Source organism: Pseudomonas sp. GM17 (assembly GCF_000282175.2).
Taxonomy (GTDB): domain Bacteria; phylum Pseudomonadota; class Gammaproteobacteria; order Pseudomonadales; family Pseudomonadaceae; genus Aquipseudomonas; species Aquipseudomonas chlororaphis.
The window spans coordinates 2,192,294-2,207,583 of record NZ_CP124732.1; the positions used below are offsets into that span (position 1 = coordinate 2,192,294).

At 62.7% G+C, this 15,290-nt stretch carries 14 protein-coding genes; 11 read left to right on the forward strand and 3 right to left on the reverse strand.

Translation table 11 applies throughout. From position 1 onward, the window contains the following. Positions 1-19: 19 nt before the first annotated feature. Complete coding sequence (rapA, locus tag PMI20_RS09870) at positions 20-2,866, reverse strand: RNA polymerase-associated protein RapA (protein WP_007926606.1); 2,847 nt, start codon at positions 2,864-2,866, stop codon at positions 20-22. A 219-nt stretch (positions 2,867-3,085) separates the two neighbouring features. Between rapA and PMI20_RS09875 the strand changes: the two genes are divergently transcribed. The 3 genes from PMI20_RS09875 to ccoM all read left to right on the forward strand — a co-directional run bounded on the left by PMI20_RS09875 (position 3,086) and on the right by ccoM (position 4,079). Beyond that, positions 3,086-3,433, forward strand: coding sequence for a hypothetical protein (locus PMI20_RS09875; RefSeq protein ID WP_007926605.1), 348 nt, complete (start codon positions 3,086-3,088; stop codon positions 3,431-3,433). A 210-nt stretch (positions 3,434-3,643) separates the two neighbouring features. Continuing rightward, positions 3,644-3,817 carry a hypothetical protein gene (locus PMI20_RS09880; protein WP_007926604.1) on the forward strand — a complete coding sequence of 58 codons (174 nt, stop codon included), beginning with the start codon at positions 3,644-3,646 and terminating at the stop codon, positions 3,815-3,817. A 145-nt stretch (positions 3,818-3,962) separates the two neighbouring features. Further along, positions 3,963-4,079: a cytochrome c oxidase subunit CcoM gene (ccoM, locus tag PMI20_RS09885; protein ID WP_007926603.1), complete on the forward strand. Its 117-nt coding sequence runs from the start codon at positions 3,963-3,965 to the stop codon at positions 4,077-4,079. A gap of 267 nt (positions 4,080-4,346) precedes the next feature. Here ccoM and PMI20_RS09890 read toward each other — a convergent pair whose 3' ends face one another. Both PMI20_RS09890 and PMI20_RS09895 read right to left on the reverse strand, forming a co-directional pair. Beyond that, on the reverse strand, positions 4,347-5,822 hold the full coding sequence (locus tag PMI20_RS09890; RefSeq protein ID WP_007926602.1) for an inorganic phosphate transporter: 1,476 nt from the start codon (positions 5,820-5,822) through the stop codon (positions 4,347-4,349). A 353-nt stretch (positions 5,823-6,175) separates the two neighbouring features. Then, entirely contained in the window at positions 6,176-6,376 is a 201-nt protein-coding gene (locus PMI20_RS09895; RefSeq protein WP_009042495.1) for a hypothetical protein, read from the reverse strand. A gap of 633 nt (positions 6,377-7,009) precedes the next feature. Between PMI20_RS09895 and pcaR the strand changes: the two genes are divergently transcribed. The 8 genes from pcaR (at position 7,010) to PMI20_RS09935 (ending at position 15,289) form a co-directional block, all read left to right on the forward strand. Beyond that, positions 7,010-7,852, forward strand: a complete 843-nt coding sequence (gene pcaR, locus PMI20_RS09900; protein ID WP_007926599.1) for a pca regulon transcriptional regulator PcaR — start codon at positions 7,010-7,012, stop codon at positions 7,850-7,852. A 310-nt stretch (positions 7,853-8,162) separates the two neighbouring features. Next, positions 8,163-9,509, forward strand: a complete 1,347-nt coding sequence (pcaK, locus tag PMI20_RS09905) for a 4-hydroxybenzoate transporter PcaK (RefSeq protein WP_007926597.1) — start codon at positions 8,163-8,165, stop codon at positions 9,507-9,509. Positions 9,510-9,723: 214 nt separating this feature from the next. Continuing rightward, a complete protein-coding gene (locus PMI20_RS09910) occupies positions 9,724-10,581 on the forward strand; it encodes a CoA transferase subunit A (protein WP_007926595.1) in 858 nt (285 codons plus the stop codon). After that, positions 10,578-11,360, forward strand: a complete 783-nt coding sequence (locus tag PMI20_RS09915) for a CoA-transferase subunit beta (protein WP_172833204.1) — start codon at positions 10,578-10,580, stop codon at positions 11,358-11,360. The genes PMI20_RS09910 and PMI20_RS09915 overlap by 4 nt, the downstream gene beginning before the upstream one ends. Next, entirely contained in the window at positions 11,357-12,562 is a 1,206-nt protein-coding gene (pcaF, locus tag PMI20_RS09920) for a 3-oxoadipyl-CoA thiolase (protein WP_177323794.1), read from the forward strand. The genes PMI20_RS09915 and pcaF overlap by 4 nt, the downstream gene beginning before the upstream one ends. A gap of 29 nt (positions 12,563-12,591) precedes the next feature. Beyond that, positions 12,592-13,296, forward strand: coding sequence for a protocatechuate 3,4-dioxygenase subunit beta (gene pcaH / locus PMI20_RS09925; protein ID WP_007926590.1), 705 nt, complete (start codon positions 12,592-12,594; stop codon positions 13,294-13,296). Position 13,297: 1 nt separating this feature from the next. Then, positions 13,298-13,864, forward strand: coding sequence for a protocatechuate 3,4-dioxygenase subunit alpha (pcaG, locus tag PMI20_RS09930; protein ID WP_007926589.1), 567 nt, complete (start codon positions 13,298-13,300; stop codon positions 13,862-13,864). Between the two features lie 129 nt (positions 13,865-13,993). Continuing rightward, positions 13,994-15,289, forward strand: coding sequence for an MFS family transporter (locus PMI20_RS09935; protein ID WP_007926588.1), 1,296 nt, complete (start codon positions 13,994-13,996; stop codon positions 15,287-15,289). Position 15,290: the final 1 nt, after the last annotated feature.

A 15,290-nucleotide genomic window follows, 5' to 3' on the forward strand; every position in this document is an offset into this window, starting at 1 on the left:
ACCGGCAGAGCAGGGGGGATCAGCCCGCCACCAGGACCCGGATCGCTTCCAGGCGCAGCGCGGCTTTCTCAAGCATCGCCAGGCCTTGTTCGCGTTGTTGACGCAGGGCCACCAGTTCGCTGTCGCGCACAGTCGGGTTGACCGCCTGCAACGCGGTCAGGCGCGCCAGTTCTTCGTCGGTGTCGGCGGCCAGGCGCCGTTGCGCCTCGGCCACGCGCTCGGCGTGACGCGGGGCGATCTTCGCTTCGCCGGCGTTGATCTTCGGCGTCAGCTGGTCGCGCTGGGCCTGGATGAACTTGTTGGCGCTGGCCCGTGGCACGCTTTCCAGCTGGTCGTTGAGGGTCTCGAAGGCGACGCGCGCCGACAGGTCGTTGCCGTTGGCGTCCAGCAGGCAGCGCAGGGCAGCCGGTGGCAGGTAGCGGCCCAGTTGCAGCGAGCGCGGTGCCACCACTTCACTGACATACAGCAGTTCCAGCAACACGGTGCCGGGTTTCAGCGCCTTGTTCTTGATCAGTGCCACGGCGGTGTTGCCCATGGAACCGGACAGCACCAGGTCCATGCCGCCTTGCACCATCGGGTGCTCCCAGGTGATGAACTGCATGTCTTCGCGAGACAGCGCCTGGTTGCGGTCGTAGGTGATGGTCACGCCTTCGTCGTCGCCCAGCGGGAAGCTGGCGTCGAGCATTTTTTCGCTCGGCTTGAGGATCAGCGCGTTGTCCGAATGGTCTTCGCTGTCGATGCCGAAGGCGTCGAACAGGGTTTCCATGTAGATCGGCAGGGCGAACTGGTCGTCCTGCTCGAGGATCGCTTCCACCAGTGCATCGCCTTCGCCGGCGCCGCCGGAGTTGAGCTCCAGCAGACGGTCGCGGCCGGTGTGCAGCTCGGCTTCCAGGCGCTCGCGCTCGGTGCGCGCCTCGTCGATCAGCGCTTGCCACTCGCCGTCGTCGGCTTCTTCCAGCAGCGGCAGCAGGCGCGGGCCGAACTGATGCTGCAGGGCGTTGCCGGTCGGGCAGGTATTGAGGAAGGCGTTCAGCGCTTCGTGGTACCACTGGAACAGGCGCTCTTGCGGGCTGGTTTCCAGGTACGGCACATGCAGCTCGATCACGTGTTTCTGGCCGATCCGGTCGAGACGGCCGATCCGCTGCTCCAGCAGGTCCGGGTGCGACGGCAGATCGAACAGCACCAGATGGTGGGCGAACTGGAAGTTGCGACCCTCACTGCCGATTTCCGAGCAGATCAGCACCTGGGCGCCGAACTCTTCGTCGGCGAAGTAGGCGGCAGCGCGGTCGCGCTCGAGGATGTTCATGCCTTCGTGGAATACCGTGGCCGGGATGCCGGAACGTACGCGCAGGGCGTCTTCCAGGTCCATGGCGGTTTCCGCGTGGGCGCAGATCACCAGGACCTTGGTGCGCTTGAGCATTTTCAGCTGGTCGATCAGCCACTCCACGCGCGGGTCGAACTTCCACCAGCGTTCTTCTTCGCTGGCGTCCGGCTGGGCCTGGAAGCTGACTTCCGGGTACAGCTCGGCGTGCTCGCCCAGCGGCAGTTCCAGGTACTCGTCCGGGCATGGCAGCGGGTACGGGTGCAGCTTGCGTTCGGGGAAGCCTTGCACCGCGGCGCGGGTGTTGCGGAACAGCACGCGGCCGGTGCCGTGGCGGTCCAGCAACTCGCGCACCAGGCGCGCACTGGCTTCAGTGTCGCCGTCGTTGACGGCGGCGAGCAGGGCTTCGCCTTCGTTGCCGAGGAAACTGTGGATGGTCTTGTGCGCTTCGGGCGACAGGCGTCCTTTATCCAGCAATTCCTGCACGGCTTCGGCCACCGGGCGATAGTTTTCGCTCTCGGCGCGGAAGGCGGCCAGGTCGTGGAAGCGGTTCGGGTCGAGCAGGCGCAGACGGGCGAAGTGGCTGTCCTGGCCCAGTTGTTCCGGGGTGGCGGTGAGCAGCAGGACGCCAGGGATCACCTCGGCCAACTGTTCCACCAGCGCGTATTCCGGGCTGACCTGGTCTTCGTGCCACACCAGGTGGTGCGCTTCGTCGACCACCATCAGGTCCCAGCCGGCGGCGAACAGCGCGTCCTGGGCCTTCTCGTCGTCCACCAGCCATTCCAGGGCCACCAGGGCGAGCTGGGTGTCTTCGAAGGGGTTGGCGGCATCGCTTTCGATAAAGCGTTCTTCGTCGAACAGCGCAACCTGCAGGTTGAAGCGCCGGCGCATTTCCACCAGCCACTGGTGCTGCAGGTTCTCCGGGACCAGGATCAGCACACGGCTGGCGCGGCCTGACAGCAGCTGGCGGTGGATCACCAGGCCGGCTTCGATGGTCTTGCCCAGGCCCACTTCGTCCGCCAGCAGAACCCGCGGCGCGATACGGTCGGCGACTTCACGGGCAATGTGCAACTGGTGGGCGATAGGTTGGGCGCGTACGCCACCCAGGCCCCACAGCGACGATTGCAGCTGGCGGCTGGTGTGTTCCAGGGTGTGGTAGCGCAGGGAGAACCAGGCCAGCGGGTCGATCTGCCCGGCGAACAGACGGTCGCTGGCCAGGCGGAACTGGATGAAGTTCGAGAGTTGGGTTTCTGGCAGGGTGACGACTTCGTTCTGCCCGTTGAGGCCGTGGTAGACCAGCAGGCCGTCGACGTCGTCGACTTCGCGCACGGTCATTTTCCAGCCTTCGAAGTGGGTGATGGTGTCACCCGGGGAAAACCTCACGCGAGTGAGGGGCGCATTCCGTAGCGCATACTGGCGAGTGTCGCCAGTGGCCGGATAGAGCACGGTCAGCAAGCGGCCGTCCTGTGCCAGAACGGTGCCTAGACCTAGCTCGGCTTCGCTGTCACTAATCCAGCGTTGCCCCGGTTGATACTGCTGCGCCATGCTGCCTGACTCCCGCCTTGAAAAAGCCGACTATGTTAACGGATCGGCGGCCTCAGGCCAAAGGACTCTAACAAAAACAACTACGCTGGAAGGTAGCGTATCGGGCGCATTTGTCGGGGCTCGGGGCACTATCGGCTGACGACTGGGTCACAAGTTTGCGACCGATGGCTCAAGTCGCCCCCGCAGCAGCCGACAGCCTGCCGACAGGAGACCAATAATATGCTGCCCCCGATGCTGCCCTTGAGTGCCGTGCCCGTGACCTCCCAGCAGGATCCGATCCGGCCGCGCCCGGATATCCCGCCGGTGGTACCGGTGCAACAGAGTTCCAACGAAAGCACCATCGACCTGCACAAGCGCGATGCCGAACAGTCGGCGCTGCTGCTGCGCGAAGAACAGCAGCGCCAGCAGCAAAGGCACAAACGCCAGCGCGAAGCCGAGGCTGCGGACGATCCCGAACTGCACCTGGCTGTGCCCGGGGACGAGTTGAATGCCGACAACACCGTGCCGGTGGCGCCGCTGATCGAGGACGCGCCACGCCAGGGGCTGTGGGTCGACGTCGAGGTTTAGATACCGCTCTTTAAATACCTGCGACAGCGGAGCAGGGGATCACACACCGCAATCCGCGCGGTGCTGGTCAAACGACGGGCCTCCACCTTTAATTGCGCTGAATATCTGCCGATCACTGGTCAGCCGCCGCGTCACGCCGCATTATTGGCAAACCCGCAAGGGCCGTAGCCACACTCTATATAGAGGCTCCGGTCGACATAGACCTGAACGATGCAAGCCAACGCCATGAGCCAAGACGACAACCTGATCGACCTGAACGCCGAACGTGCCAAGCGTGTGCATGACTTGAAGGAAAAGCGCCTGAACGAAGTGCGTCAGGCATTCGAGCAGGCAATGCCTTTGGGCAAGCCGAAGAAGAAACCGAAAAAGCCGAAAAAGCGCTGAACCGGGCGCGATCTGTTGATGTAAGTCAGTTATTTCCCCTTCCTGTCGTCCTGTCTTGGTCGACCATTGACCCCGGTCAATTTTCCCCGCCGCCTCTTTGGTTAACTTAGCCCCATCGCAACAGGGCAAGAGCAGGAGGCCAGTCATGTTTTTCGACAATGTGGTGATCGCCGGAGTGCTGACTGTCGGCCTCATGGTTCTGTTTTTCGCCGGGTTTGGATTTTTCATCTGGAAAGATGCGCATAAACGCAAAAAACCTTAAGTCTTTCCGGTAACGAGCACGCAAGGCATTTTGGGCAACTTCGGTTGCCCTTTTTTTTGCCTGTGTATTTTGTAGGAGCGAGGCTTGCCCGCGATGGCGTCCGTTTGCGCGATACAGGTCTCCAGGTAGAACGCGGAATCAGGTTTCAAGGCTGCCTTGCAGCCCATCGCGAGCAAGCTTCGCTCCTACAGAAGTCGATCATTTATTTCAGGCACAAAAAAAGGTGCGACCCGAGGGGCGCACCTTTTTTGTCGCGGACTGAGCGAATCAGGTCCCGAGGGCTTTCGAGGCCAGCCAGAACAGACCGGCCGACAGCGCCACGGTTGCCGGCAGGGTCAGCACCCAGGCCAGCAGGATGGTGCGTATGGTGCCGCTTTGCAGGCCGCTTTTGTTGGCGACCATGGTTCCCGCCACGCCCGACGACAGCACGTGGGTGGTCGATACCGGCAGGCTGAAGATATTGGCCATGCCGATCAAGCCGGCGGCGGTGATCTGCGCCGACATGCCCTGGGCATAGGTCATGCCTTGCTTGCCGATCTTCTCGCCGATGGTCTGTACCACACGTTTCCAGCCGATCATGGTCCCCAGGCCGAGGGCCAGGGCCACGGCCAGGATCACCCAGAACGGCGCGTACTCGGTGGTGGCGGTCAGGTCTTTGCGCAACTTGTCCAGGTCAGCCTTTTCACGGGCCGCGAGGTGCGGCAGCTTGCCGACTTTCTTCGCGGTGTCATCCAGGCAGAGCAGGTAGCGACGCACTTCGATACGGCTTTCGGCCGGCAGCGAGTGATAGTCGGCTACACCCTTGAGGGTGCCCAGCAGCGCGGCGATGGTCGGTTCGGTCTGCTGCGGGTTGCAGCGGAACTTGCCTGGCAGGTCGTCTTTCACGCTTTTGCCCAGGGCCAGGAACTCGCCCAGGGAGTCCTCGTTACGCTGATAGAACTGGCTCAGGTGCAGGGTGGCGTCGCGGGTACGCTCGATCTGATAGGTGGTGCTGTTCAGGTCGAGCACGAACTGCGCGGGCACGATACCGATCAGTACCAGCATGATCAGGCCGATGCCTTTCTGGCCGTCGTTGGAACCGTGCACGAAGCTCACGGCCATGGCCGAGATCACCAGCACCAGGCGATTCCAGAAGGGCGGGTGTTTCTTGTCGTCGACCTTGCGGCGTTGTTCCGGGGTCTTGTGCATCTTCGAGATCGGGCGCCACCACTTCAGACCGATCAGCACCAGGGCGGCAATCAGGAAACCGGCCATGGGCGAGAACACCAGGGAAGCACCGATGTCGATCGCTTTCTGCCAGTTCACGCCATCGCCCAGCGGGATGTCGTTGAGCAGGGCATTGGCCAGGCCGACACCGAGGATCGAACCGATCAGGGTGTGGGAGCTGGAGGCGGGAATACCGAAGTACCAGGTGCCCAGGTTCCAGGTAATGGCCGCGGCCAGCAACGAGAAGACCATGGCCAGGCCGTGGCCGGTGTTGACATTGATCAGCAACTCGACCGGCAGCAGATGGACGATGGCATAGGCCACGCCGACACCGCCCAGCAGCACGCCGAGGAAATTGAATACACCGGAAAAGAATACGGCCAGGTGCGGCGGCATGGCTTTGGTGTAGATAACAGTGGCAACCGCATTTGCGGTGTCATGAAAGCCGTTGATGAACTCGTAGGCGAGGACAAAAGCCAGGGCGAGCAAGAGGCTCACAAGCACCCAAGCATCCAGTCCGCTGAATAAATCGATCATGAAGGTTTTCTGACCCGGTCATAAGGGGGCGCGATTATGCCAGAAAACCCTGGTAATCGATGCACTAGGTGCTGGTTGGTAACATTCTTCAACGAAAAAGCCGGAGGCAGGCCAATGGCCATGCCTTTTTTCGGGGCATGGGCAAGCCATTGATTTTACTGGGGCTCATCCTCAAGGCCAGGGGCGCAACGCTGAGCCAAACGTCTCAAACGCTTGTATGAAATTTCAGTGCCATGACACTTTTTGAGCCCTTTGGGGCCATTCGCTGCAACGCGGCGGATGCCAGGCCGACCTTGCGATCGACCTTTATCTGCAAGGGCATCGAGCCGTGCGAAAGTTTCAGGCGAACAGCGTCACGGCTGGTCTGCCTTGAGCTCTTTTTCCATCTTTTGCAGTTCTTGGGTGAAGGCCTGGTCGAGAACGCTGGCGCGCTTGCGCCAGGGTTTGCGTTCCGGTTCAGGCTGGGCGGCGTAGGTGGTGACTTCGCCTCCGTAAACTTCCTTGTAACGTTGTTCCTGGCGCTCAAGTTCCGCGCGCAGTTCGTCTTTCGTCACAGTGTTACCTAACTGAGTTGAGATTATCCCGATGATACGCATTACCTAGATCGGGTTTATCAAACCGCCTCGTACTCGGCTCGATTAAAGGAGCCAGGATTGCGATGGGGCTCGCCAAACCGCTTCTTGTTGCATGCGGCCACGCCACCGGACAAGAACAGCTGTCGTAGCAACAGTTACTTTTTTGCAAACGCATTGGCCGGGCATATTGAGATGAGCGTCAAGCGCTTGCTGCAGGAGGCGTCATTTACTCTACGCAGCCTGATGATGCTGCCGGACGCAGAAAAGCGCCGGTGATCACTTTGCTCATTATAGCGGCGGCCATGAATAACTCTATCGGCAATAAGTTAAAAATCATCAACTTGATATCAGGGTTTTGTTACACGAAAGTTTTAATCCGGATGACGAGAGCAGTTCTGTAACAAGGCCTGACAAGTTGCCTGGACTAATGCGGAAGAAATGAGAGTTTTATTGGCGACGAAAAAGCGGCACATCGCATGGCAGGCATTTATCGCGATGGATTGCGATTATCGGTCGATGGTTCGATAATCGCCCAATGTTGGCCGTGCAGGCTTGTGCATCCTCTCCAGTACGGCTTGTAATAAGCCGGACTTCCGTCGCAGAGAACCTGAAATGAACGATCAATTGCGTAATTCCTTCGCTTCCGCCGCGCCGCCGATTGTCGCTTCGCCGGCCAAGCGGATTCAGGCGCTGACGGGTGATCCGGATTTCATGACCTCTCTGGCTCGCGGCCTGGCGGTGGTCCAGGCCTTTCAGGAGCGCAAGCGCCATCTGACCATCGCCCAGATCAGCCACCGTACGGAGATTCCCCGTGCCGCTGTGCGCCGCTGCCTGCATACCTTGATCAAGCTCGGTTACGCCACCACCGATGGCCGCACCTATTCGTTGCTGCCCAAGGTGCTGACGCTGGGGCATGCCTATCTGTCTTCCACACCGCTGGCGGTATCGGCCCAGCCTTACCTGGACCGCATGAGCGAGCAACTGCACGAAGCCTGCAACATGGCCACCCTGGAAGGCGACGACATTCTGTACATCGCCCGTTCGGCCACCACCCAGCGCCTGATCTCGGTCGATCTCTCGGTGGGTGGGCGCCTGCCGGCCTACTGCACATCCATGGGGCGGATCCTGCTGGCGGCGCTGGATGACGCCTCGTTGCGCGAATACCTCGACCATGCCGACCTGCAAGCCAAGACCAGCCGTACCCTGCACACGCCGCAGGCGCTGCTCGAATGCCTGCAACAGGTCCGGCAGCAGGGCTGGTGCATCGTCGATCAGGAACTGGAACAAGGCCTGCGCTCGATCGCCGTACCGGTGTACGACGCTTCGGGCCAGGTACTGGCCGCGCTCAACGTCAGTACCCATGCCGGTCGCGTTAGCCGCGCCGAGCTGGAGCAGCGCTTCTTGCCGGGCCTGCTCAGCGCCAGTCGCGACCTCAGCGCCCAATTGTTCGCTTGAGGGCTGTCTGCTTAAGCTGTTCGATAAACGCACAGATACGCGCTTGCTGAATTGACGCTCTTTCCCTTGCCTCATTAATGTCGCGGCAGCGTCATCCGGCCACTGGAGCACTGCCTCTGCAATGGCCGCGTGACGCCCCCATAATAATGAAGAGGCCAACCCCCAATGAGCATCGCCCGTGCGCCCAGCCGCGCTCCTCTTTCCTGCCTTCGCCTGCCGACGGCCTGATCCGGCAAGACCCTTTTCGATCTGAACCGACCAGCTCTGGCTGGCACCTGTTCGCCTGCGTTTTTCGCGTGGAATAAAAATAATGAACCAGCCTCAATCCGCTGTAGGGAATTGCCTCGATGTGCAGTCCTTTATCAATGCCCAGCCGCTGTCGCGCTATCAGTGGCGGGTGGTGATCCTGTGTTTCCTGATTGTCTTCCTCGATGGCCTCGATACCGCGGCCATGGGCTTCATTGCGCCGGCGCTGTCCCAGGATTGGGGTATCGACCGCGCCAGCCTCGGCCCGGTGATGAGTGCCGCGCTGATCGGCATGGTCTTCGGGGCGCTGGGCTCCGGCCCGCTGGCTGACCGCTTCGGGCGCAAAGTGGTGCTGGTGGGGGCGGTGCTGCTGTTCGGTGCCTTCAGCCTGGCGTCGGCCTACAGCAGCAATGTCGACCAGTTGCTGGTGCTGCGTTTCCTTACCGGCCTGGGCCTGGGCGCCGGCATGCCGAATGCCACCACGCTGCTTTCCGAATACACCCCCGAGCGCCACAAGTCGTTGCTGGTGACCAGCATGTTCTGTGGTTTCAACCTGGGCATGGCCGGCGGCGGTTTCATTTCCGCCAAGCTGATCCCGGCATTTGGCTGGCACAGCCTGTTGCTGATCGGCGGGATTTTGCCGCTGATCCTGGCAGTGGTGCTGCTGGTCTGGCTGCCGGAGTCGGCGCGTTACCTGGTGGTGCGCAATCGTGGCACCGACAAGGTTCGCAAGGCCCTGGCGCCCATCGAGCCGGGCACGGTCGGCCAGGCCGCGAGCTTCAGCGTGCCGGAACAGAAGACGGTGAAGGCGCGCAATGTGTTTGCGGTGATTTTCTCCGGGACCTACAGCGTCGGTACATTGCTGTTGTGGCTGACCTATTTCATGGGGCTGGTGATCGTGTACCTGCTGACCAGCTGGCTGCCGACCCTGATGCGCGACAGCGGCGCGAGCATGGAGCAGGCGGCCTTTATCGGCGCGCTGTTCCAGTTCGGCGGGGTACTCAGCGCCGTGGCGGTGGGCTGGGCCATGGACCGCTTCAACCCGCACAAGGTCATCGGCACCTTCTACCTGCTGGCCGGGGTCTTCGCCTACGCGGTCGGGCAAAGCCTGGGCAACATCACCTTGCTGGCAACCCTGGTGCTGATCGCCGGCATGTGCGTCAACGGCGCGCAATCGGCGATGCCATCCCTGGCCGCGCGTTTCTATCCGACCCAGGGCCGCGCCACCGGCGTGTCGTGGATGCTCGGCATCGGTCGCTTCGGGGCGATCCTCGGGGCCTGGATGGGCGCCACGCTGCTGGGGCTGGGCTGGAATTTCGAGCAAGTGCTGACCGCGCTGGTGATCCCGGCCGCGCTGGCGACCACGGCGGTGGTGATCAAGGGCATGGTCAGCCATGCGGATGCGACCTGATCGAATGAGCAAGGCGCTCCTCAAGGGAGCGCTGAATACCTGTAGCCGCTGCCGCAGCACAATCGATAGTCAGACAACAATCTGTTCGATAAGCGAACGCTCAGTCGATTATCGGATTGTTTGGGTTTTTCCCTCGGCTTAATCTTCAGTCACTCCGGCGCATCCTTCGGCGCCTTTTTCTTCCAGTCGCTCAATAACAATCGGGAGATCCCCCATGGCTGAAATCCTTTCGCTGCACGACGCGGTGAAGCAGTTCGTCAACGACGGCGATACCGTCGCGCTCGAAGGCTTCACCCACCTGATCCCCACGGCCGCGGGTCATGAAATCATTCGCCAGGGCAAAAAAGACCTGACCCTGGTGCGGATGACCCCTGACCTGATCTACGACCAGTTGATCGGTGCCGGTTGTGCCCGCAAGCTGATTTTCTCCTGGGGCGGTAACCCGGGCGTCGGCTCCCTGCATCGCCTGCGGGATGCGGTCGAGAAGCAATGGCCGCACCCCCTGGAAATCGAAGAACACAGCCACGCCGACCTGGCCAATGCCTACGTGGCGGGCGCCTCGGGCCTGCCATTCGCGGTCTTGCGCGCTTATGCCGGTTCCGACCTGCCGAAGGTCAACCCGCTGATCAAGAGCGTGACCTGCCCATTCACCGGTGAAGTGCTGGCGGCGGTGCCATCGGTACGTCCTGACGTCACCGTGATCCATGCGCAGAAAGCCGACCGCAAGGGCAACGTGCTGTTGTGGGGCATTCTTGGCGTACAGAAGGAAGCCGCCCTGGCCGCCAAGCGCTGCATCGTCACCGTGGAAGAAATCGTCGACGACCTGAACGCCCCGATGAACGCCTGCGTGCTGCCGACCTGGGCCCTGAGCGCGGTCTGCTATGTGCCGGGCGGCGCCCATCCGTCCTACGCCCACGGCTATACCGAGCGCGACAACATCTTCTACCAGGCCTGGGACCCGATCGCCCGCGACCGTGAAACCTTCACCGCCTGGATCAACGAATACATCCGCGGCAGTGCTGACTTCAGCGAATTCCAGGCCAAGCTGGCCGCAGCAACGGGGGCCAAATAATGACTTACTCCACCAATGAAATGATGACCGTTGCCGCCGCCCGCCGCCTGCAGAACGGCTCGGTGTGTTTTGTCGGGATCGGCCTGCCGTCCAAGGCCGCCAACCTGGCGCGCCTGACCTCGTCGCCGGACGTGGTGCTGATCTACGAATCCGGCCCGATCGGCGCCAAGCCCAGCGTACTGCCGCTGTCCATCGGTGACGGCGAGCTGGCCGAGACCGCGGACACCGTGGTGCCGACCGGCGAGATCTTCCGCTACTGGCTGCAAGGCGGGCGTATCGACGTCGGTTTCCTCGGCGCCGCCCAGGTCGACCGTTTCGGCAACATCAACACCACGGTGGTCGGCGACTACCACCAGCCGAAAGTCCGCCTGCCGGGCGCCGGTGGTGCGCCGGAGATCGCCGGCTCGGCCAAGAGCGTGCTGATCATCCTCAAGCAGTCGTCGCGTTCCTTTGTCGACAAACTCGACTTCATCACCTCGGTCGGTCACGGCGAAGGCGGCGACTCGCGCAAGCGCCTGGGCCTGCCAGGGGCCGGGCCGGTGGGGATCATCACCGACCTGTGCATCATGGAGCCGGAAGCCGGCACCCATGAATTCGTGGTGACCTCGCTGCACCCGGGCGTGACCCGCGAGCAGGTGGTCGCCGCCACTGGCTGGGCGATCCGTTTCGCCGACCAGGTGGCGGAAACCGCCGCCCCGACCGAGATCGAACTGACCGCTCTGCGTGACCTGGAAGCCCGCACCGCCGCGGCCCATGGCCAAACCCCGGGAGAAGCCTGATGCGCGAAGTGTTTATCTGTGACGCCATTCGTACCCCCATCGGCCGCTTTGGTGGCGGTTTGTCGACGGTGCGGGCCGACGATCTGGCCGCCGCGCCGATCAAGGCGCTGATCGAGCGCAACCCGTCGGTGGACTGGAGCGCGGTGGACGAGGTGTTCCTCGGCTGCGCCAACCAGGCCGGCGAAGACAATCGAAACGTGGCGCGCATGGCGCTGCTGCTGGCCGGGCTGCCGGAAACCATTCCGGGCGTGACCCTCAACCGCCTGTGCGCTTCGGGCATGGATGCCATCGGCACCGCCTTCCGCGCCATCGCCAGTGGTGAGATGGAGCTGGCCATCGCCGGCGGCGTCGAGTCGATGTCCCGCGCGCCCTTTGTCATGGGCAAGGCCGACACCGCCTTTTCGCGCAACATGAAGCTGGAAGACACCACCATCGGCTGGCGCTTCATCAACCCGCTGATGAAGGCTCAGTACGGCGTGGATGCGATGCCGCAGACCGCCGACAACGTCGCCGACGATTATCAGGTGTCGCGTGCCGACCAGGATGCGTTCGCCCTGCGCAGCCAGCAGCGCACCGCCGCGGCGCAGGCCGCCGGGTTCTTCGCCGAGGAAATCGTTCCGGTGCGTATCGTCCACAAGAAGGGCGAGACCGTTATCGAGCAGGACGAGCACCCGCGGGCCGATACCTCGCTGGAAACCCTGAGCAAACTCAAGCCGGTCAACGGCCCGGACAAGACCGTCACCGCCGGCAACGCCTCGGGCGTCAACGACGGGGCGGCGGCGCTGATCCTGGCGTCGGCCGAGGCGGTGAAAAAGCACGGCCTGACCGCCCGTGCCCGGGTGCTGGGCATGGCCAGCGCCGGCGTGGCGCCACGGGTGATGGGCATAGGCCCGGTGCCGGCGGTGCGCAAGTTGACCGAGCGCCTGGGCGTGGCGGTCAGCGATTTCGATGTGATCGAACTCAACGAAGCCTTCGCCAGCCAGGGCCTGGCAGTATTGCGCGAACTGGGCCTGGCGGACGACGCGCCACAGGTCAACCCCAACGGCGGCGCCATCGCCCTCGGCCATCCGCTGGGCATGAGCGGCGCGCGTCTGGTATTGACCGCGCTGCACCACCTGGAAAAGACCGGTGGCAAAAAAGGCCTGGCGACCATGTGCGTAGGTGTCGGCCAGGGCCTGGCACTGGCCATCGAGCGCGTCTGACGCGCTTCTTATAAGAACGAGGAACGAGCATGACCGACAAGCCCGGTTACCGGCGCCCGCAACCAGGTACTCAGCCTGATTACCTGCACCCGGCCTACAAATCCACCAACACCCGCTCGCCGTCCAAGCCGCTGGTGTTCCTGCCCCATTCGCTGTCGGAAATCACCGGCCCGACCATCGGCGCCGATTACCTGCAGGACAAGGACAACGACCTGACTGCCCAGCATGCCGGCGAGCCCCAGGGCGAGCGCATCATCATTCACGGCCGGGTGCTGGACGAGAACGGCCTGCCGGTGCCGGGGATCCTGGTGGAGATCTGGCAGGCCAACGCCGCCGGTCGCTACAACCACGACCGCGACCTGCATGACGCACCGCTGGACCCGAATTTCACCGGCACCGGGCGCACCGTCACCGATGCCGATGGCTGGTACCAGTTCCAGACCATCAAGCCCGGTGCCTACCCCTGGGGTAACCACCACAACGCCTGGCGTCCGGCGCATATCCACTTCTCGCTGTTCGGCCCGAGCATTCTCACGCGCCTGGTGACCCAGATGTACTTCCCCGGCGACCCGCTGCTGGCCTACGACCCGATCTACAACTGCGTGCCGGACACCCGCGCCAAGGAACGCCTGATCGCCAGCTTCGACCTGGAGAAAACCATTCCGTCCTACGCCCTCGGCTACCGTTGGGACATCGTCTTGCGCGGCCGCGATGCCACGCCGATGGAGAAATAAGATGACGCTGACTGCGACCACATCCCACACCGTCGGCCCGTACTACCACATCGGCCTGACCTGGCTGAACCGCGAAGACCTGACCCGGGCCGAGACCCTCGGCGAGCGGGTGGCAATCAGCGGCCAGGTGGTGGACGGCAACGGCGATTTCGTCAACGACGCCATGCTGGAAATCTGGCAGGCCAACGCGCTCGGCAAGTACGACCACCCGGAAGACGATCAGGCCAAGGCCCTGGACCCGAACTTCCAGGGCTTCGGCCGGGTGCCGGTGGATGGAGAAGGGCGTTTCCGCTTCACCACCATCAAGCCGGGTACCGTACCTGGCCTGAAAGGCTCGACCCAGGCGCCGCACCTGGTGGTACTGGTATTTGCCCGAGGCCTGGTCAAGCACCTGCTGACCCGTATCTACTTCGACGGCGAGTCGGCCAACGCCACCGACCCGCTGCTGGCCTGCGTGCCTGAAGAGCGTCGCGCCACCTTGCTGGCCAAGGCGGATGCACCGGGCCACTACCAGTGGAACGTGATCCTGCAGGGTACCGACGCGGAAACGGTGTTCTTCGATTATTGAGTGTGCCTGGGGGAGTGCGGGCTGGTTCGCGATAAGGCTGAACCGGTCGCTCCCCCCAAGGTCGTCTTGCGGAACGGGACTGTTACAAAGTATGTCTAGACTCACCACGTCCCCAAAGAGTGAAAAGCCATGACAACGTTAACCAGTCACTACACGACCGAGGAGCGCAGCAAGAGGATCTTCGCGATCGTCGGTGCTTCCTCCGGCAACCTGGTCGAATGGTTCGACTTCTACGTCTACGCCTTCTGCGCGATCTATTTCGCCCCGGCGTTTTTCCCCTCCGACGACCCCACGGTGCAACTGCTCAATACCGCCGGCGTGTTCGCCGCCGGGTTCCTGATGCGTCCTATCGGCGGCTGGCTGTTCGGCCGAGTGGCCGACAAGCACGGGCGCAAGAATTCCATGATGATTTCGGTGCTGATGATGTGCGCCGGCTCCTTGGTCATCGCTTTCCTGCCGACCTACGCCAGCATCGGCGCCTGGGCGCCGGCGTTGCTGTTGATGGCGCGGTTGTTCCAGGGCCTGTCGGTGGGCGGTGAGTACGGCACCACCGCGACCTACATGAGTGAAGTCGCACTCAAGGGCCAGCGCGGGTTCTTCGCGTCCTTCCAGTACGTGACCCTGATCGGCGGGCAATTGCTGGCGGTGCTGGTGGTGGTGATCCTGCAACAGTTTCTCGACGAGGCGCAGCTCAAGGCCTGGGGCTGGCGGATTCCGTTCGTGATCGGCGCCATTGCGGCCCTGATCTCCCTGCTGCTGCGGCGCTCGCTGAAAGAAACCACCAGCAAGGAAATGCGTGAAGACAAGGACGCCGGCAGCGTGGCCGCGCTGTTCAAGCATCACTCGAAGGCCTTTGTCACCGTGCTCGGCTACACCGCCGGCGGCTCGCTGATTTTCTACACCTTCACCACCTATATGCAGAAATACCTGGTGAACACCGCCGGCATGCACGCCAAGACCGCCAGTTACATCATGACCGGCGCTCTGTTTCTCTATATGTGCATGCAGCCGCTGTTCGGCATGCTGGCGGACAAGATCGGCCGGCGTAACTCGATGCTCTGGTTCGGCGCGCTGGGCACGCTGTGCACCGTGCCTATCCTGCTGACCCTGAAAACCATCACCAGCCCGTTCCTGGCCTTCGTGCTGATCACCCTGGCCCTGGCGATCGTCAGTTTCTACACCTCCATCAGCGGCCTGGTAAAGGCCGAGATGTTCCCGCCGCAAGTGCGGGCGCTCGGGGTCGGCCTGGCCTATGCGGTGGCCAATGCGCTGTTTGGCGGTTCGGCGGAATACGTGGCCCTGGGCCTGAAATCCCTGGGCATGGAAAACACCTTCTACTGGTACGTGACGGCGATGATGGCGATTGCCTTCCTGTTCAGCCTGCGCCTGCCGAAGCAGGCGGCGTACCTGCACCACGATCTGTGAC

Bases quoted from the DNA above. Each gene is read 5' to 3' on its own strand.
- rapA (WP_007926606.1), bottom strand. From the start codon at position 2,866: ATGGCGCAGCAGTATCAACCGGGGCAACGCTGGATTAGTGACAGCGAA.
- PMI20_RS09875 (WP_007926605.1), top strand. From the start codon at position 3,086: ATGCTGCCCCCGATGCTGCCCTTGAGTGCCGTGCCCGTGACCTCCCAG.
- PMI20_RS09880 (WP_007926604.1), top strand. From the start codon at position 3,644: ATGCAAGCCAACGCCATGAGCCAAGACGACAACCTGATCGACCTGAAC.
- ccoM (WP_007926603.1), top strand. From the start codon at position 3,963: ATGTTTTTCGACAATGTGGTGATCGCCGGAGTGCTGACTGTCGGCCTC.
- PMI20_RS09890 (WP_007926602.1), bottom strand. From the start codon at position 5,822: ATGATCGATTTATTCAGCGGACTGGATGCTTGGGTGCTTGTGAGCCTC.
- pcaR (WP_007926599.1), top strand. From the start codon at position 7,010: ATGAACGATCAATTGCGTAATTCCTTCGCTTCCGCCGCGCCGCCGATT.
- pcaK (WP_007926597.1), top strand. From the start codon at position 8,163: ATGAACCAGCCTCAATCCGCTGTAGGGAATTGCCTCGATGTGCAGTCC.
- PMI20_RS09910 (WP_007926595.1), top strand. From the start codon at position 9,724: ATGGCTGAAATCCTTTCGCTGCACGACGCGGTGAAGCAGTTCGTCAAC.
- pcaH (WP_007926590.1), top strand. From the start codon at position 12,592: ATGACCGACAAGCCCGGTTACCGGCGCCCGCAACCAGGTACTCAGCCT.
- pcaG (WP_007926589.1), top strand. From the start codon at position 13,298: ATGACGCTGACTGCGACCACATCCCACACCGTCGGCCCGTACTACCAC.
- PMI20_RS09935 (WP_007926588.1), top strand. From the start codon at position 13,994: ATGACAACGTTAACCAGTCACTACACGACCGAGGAGCGCAGCAAGAGG.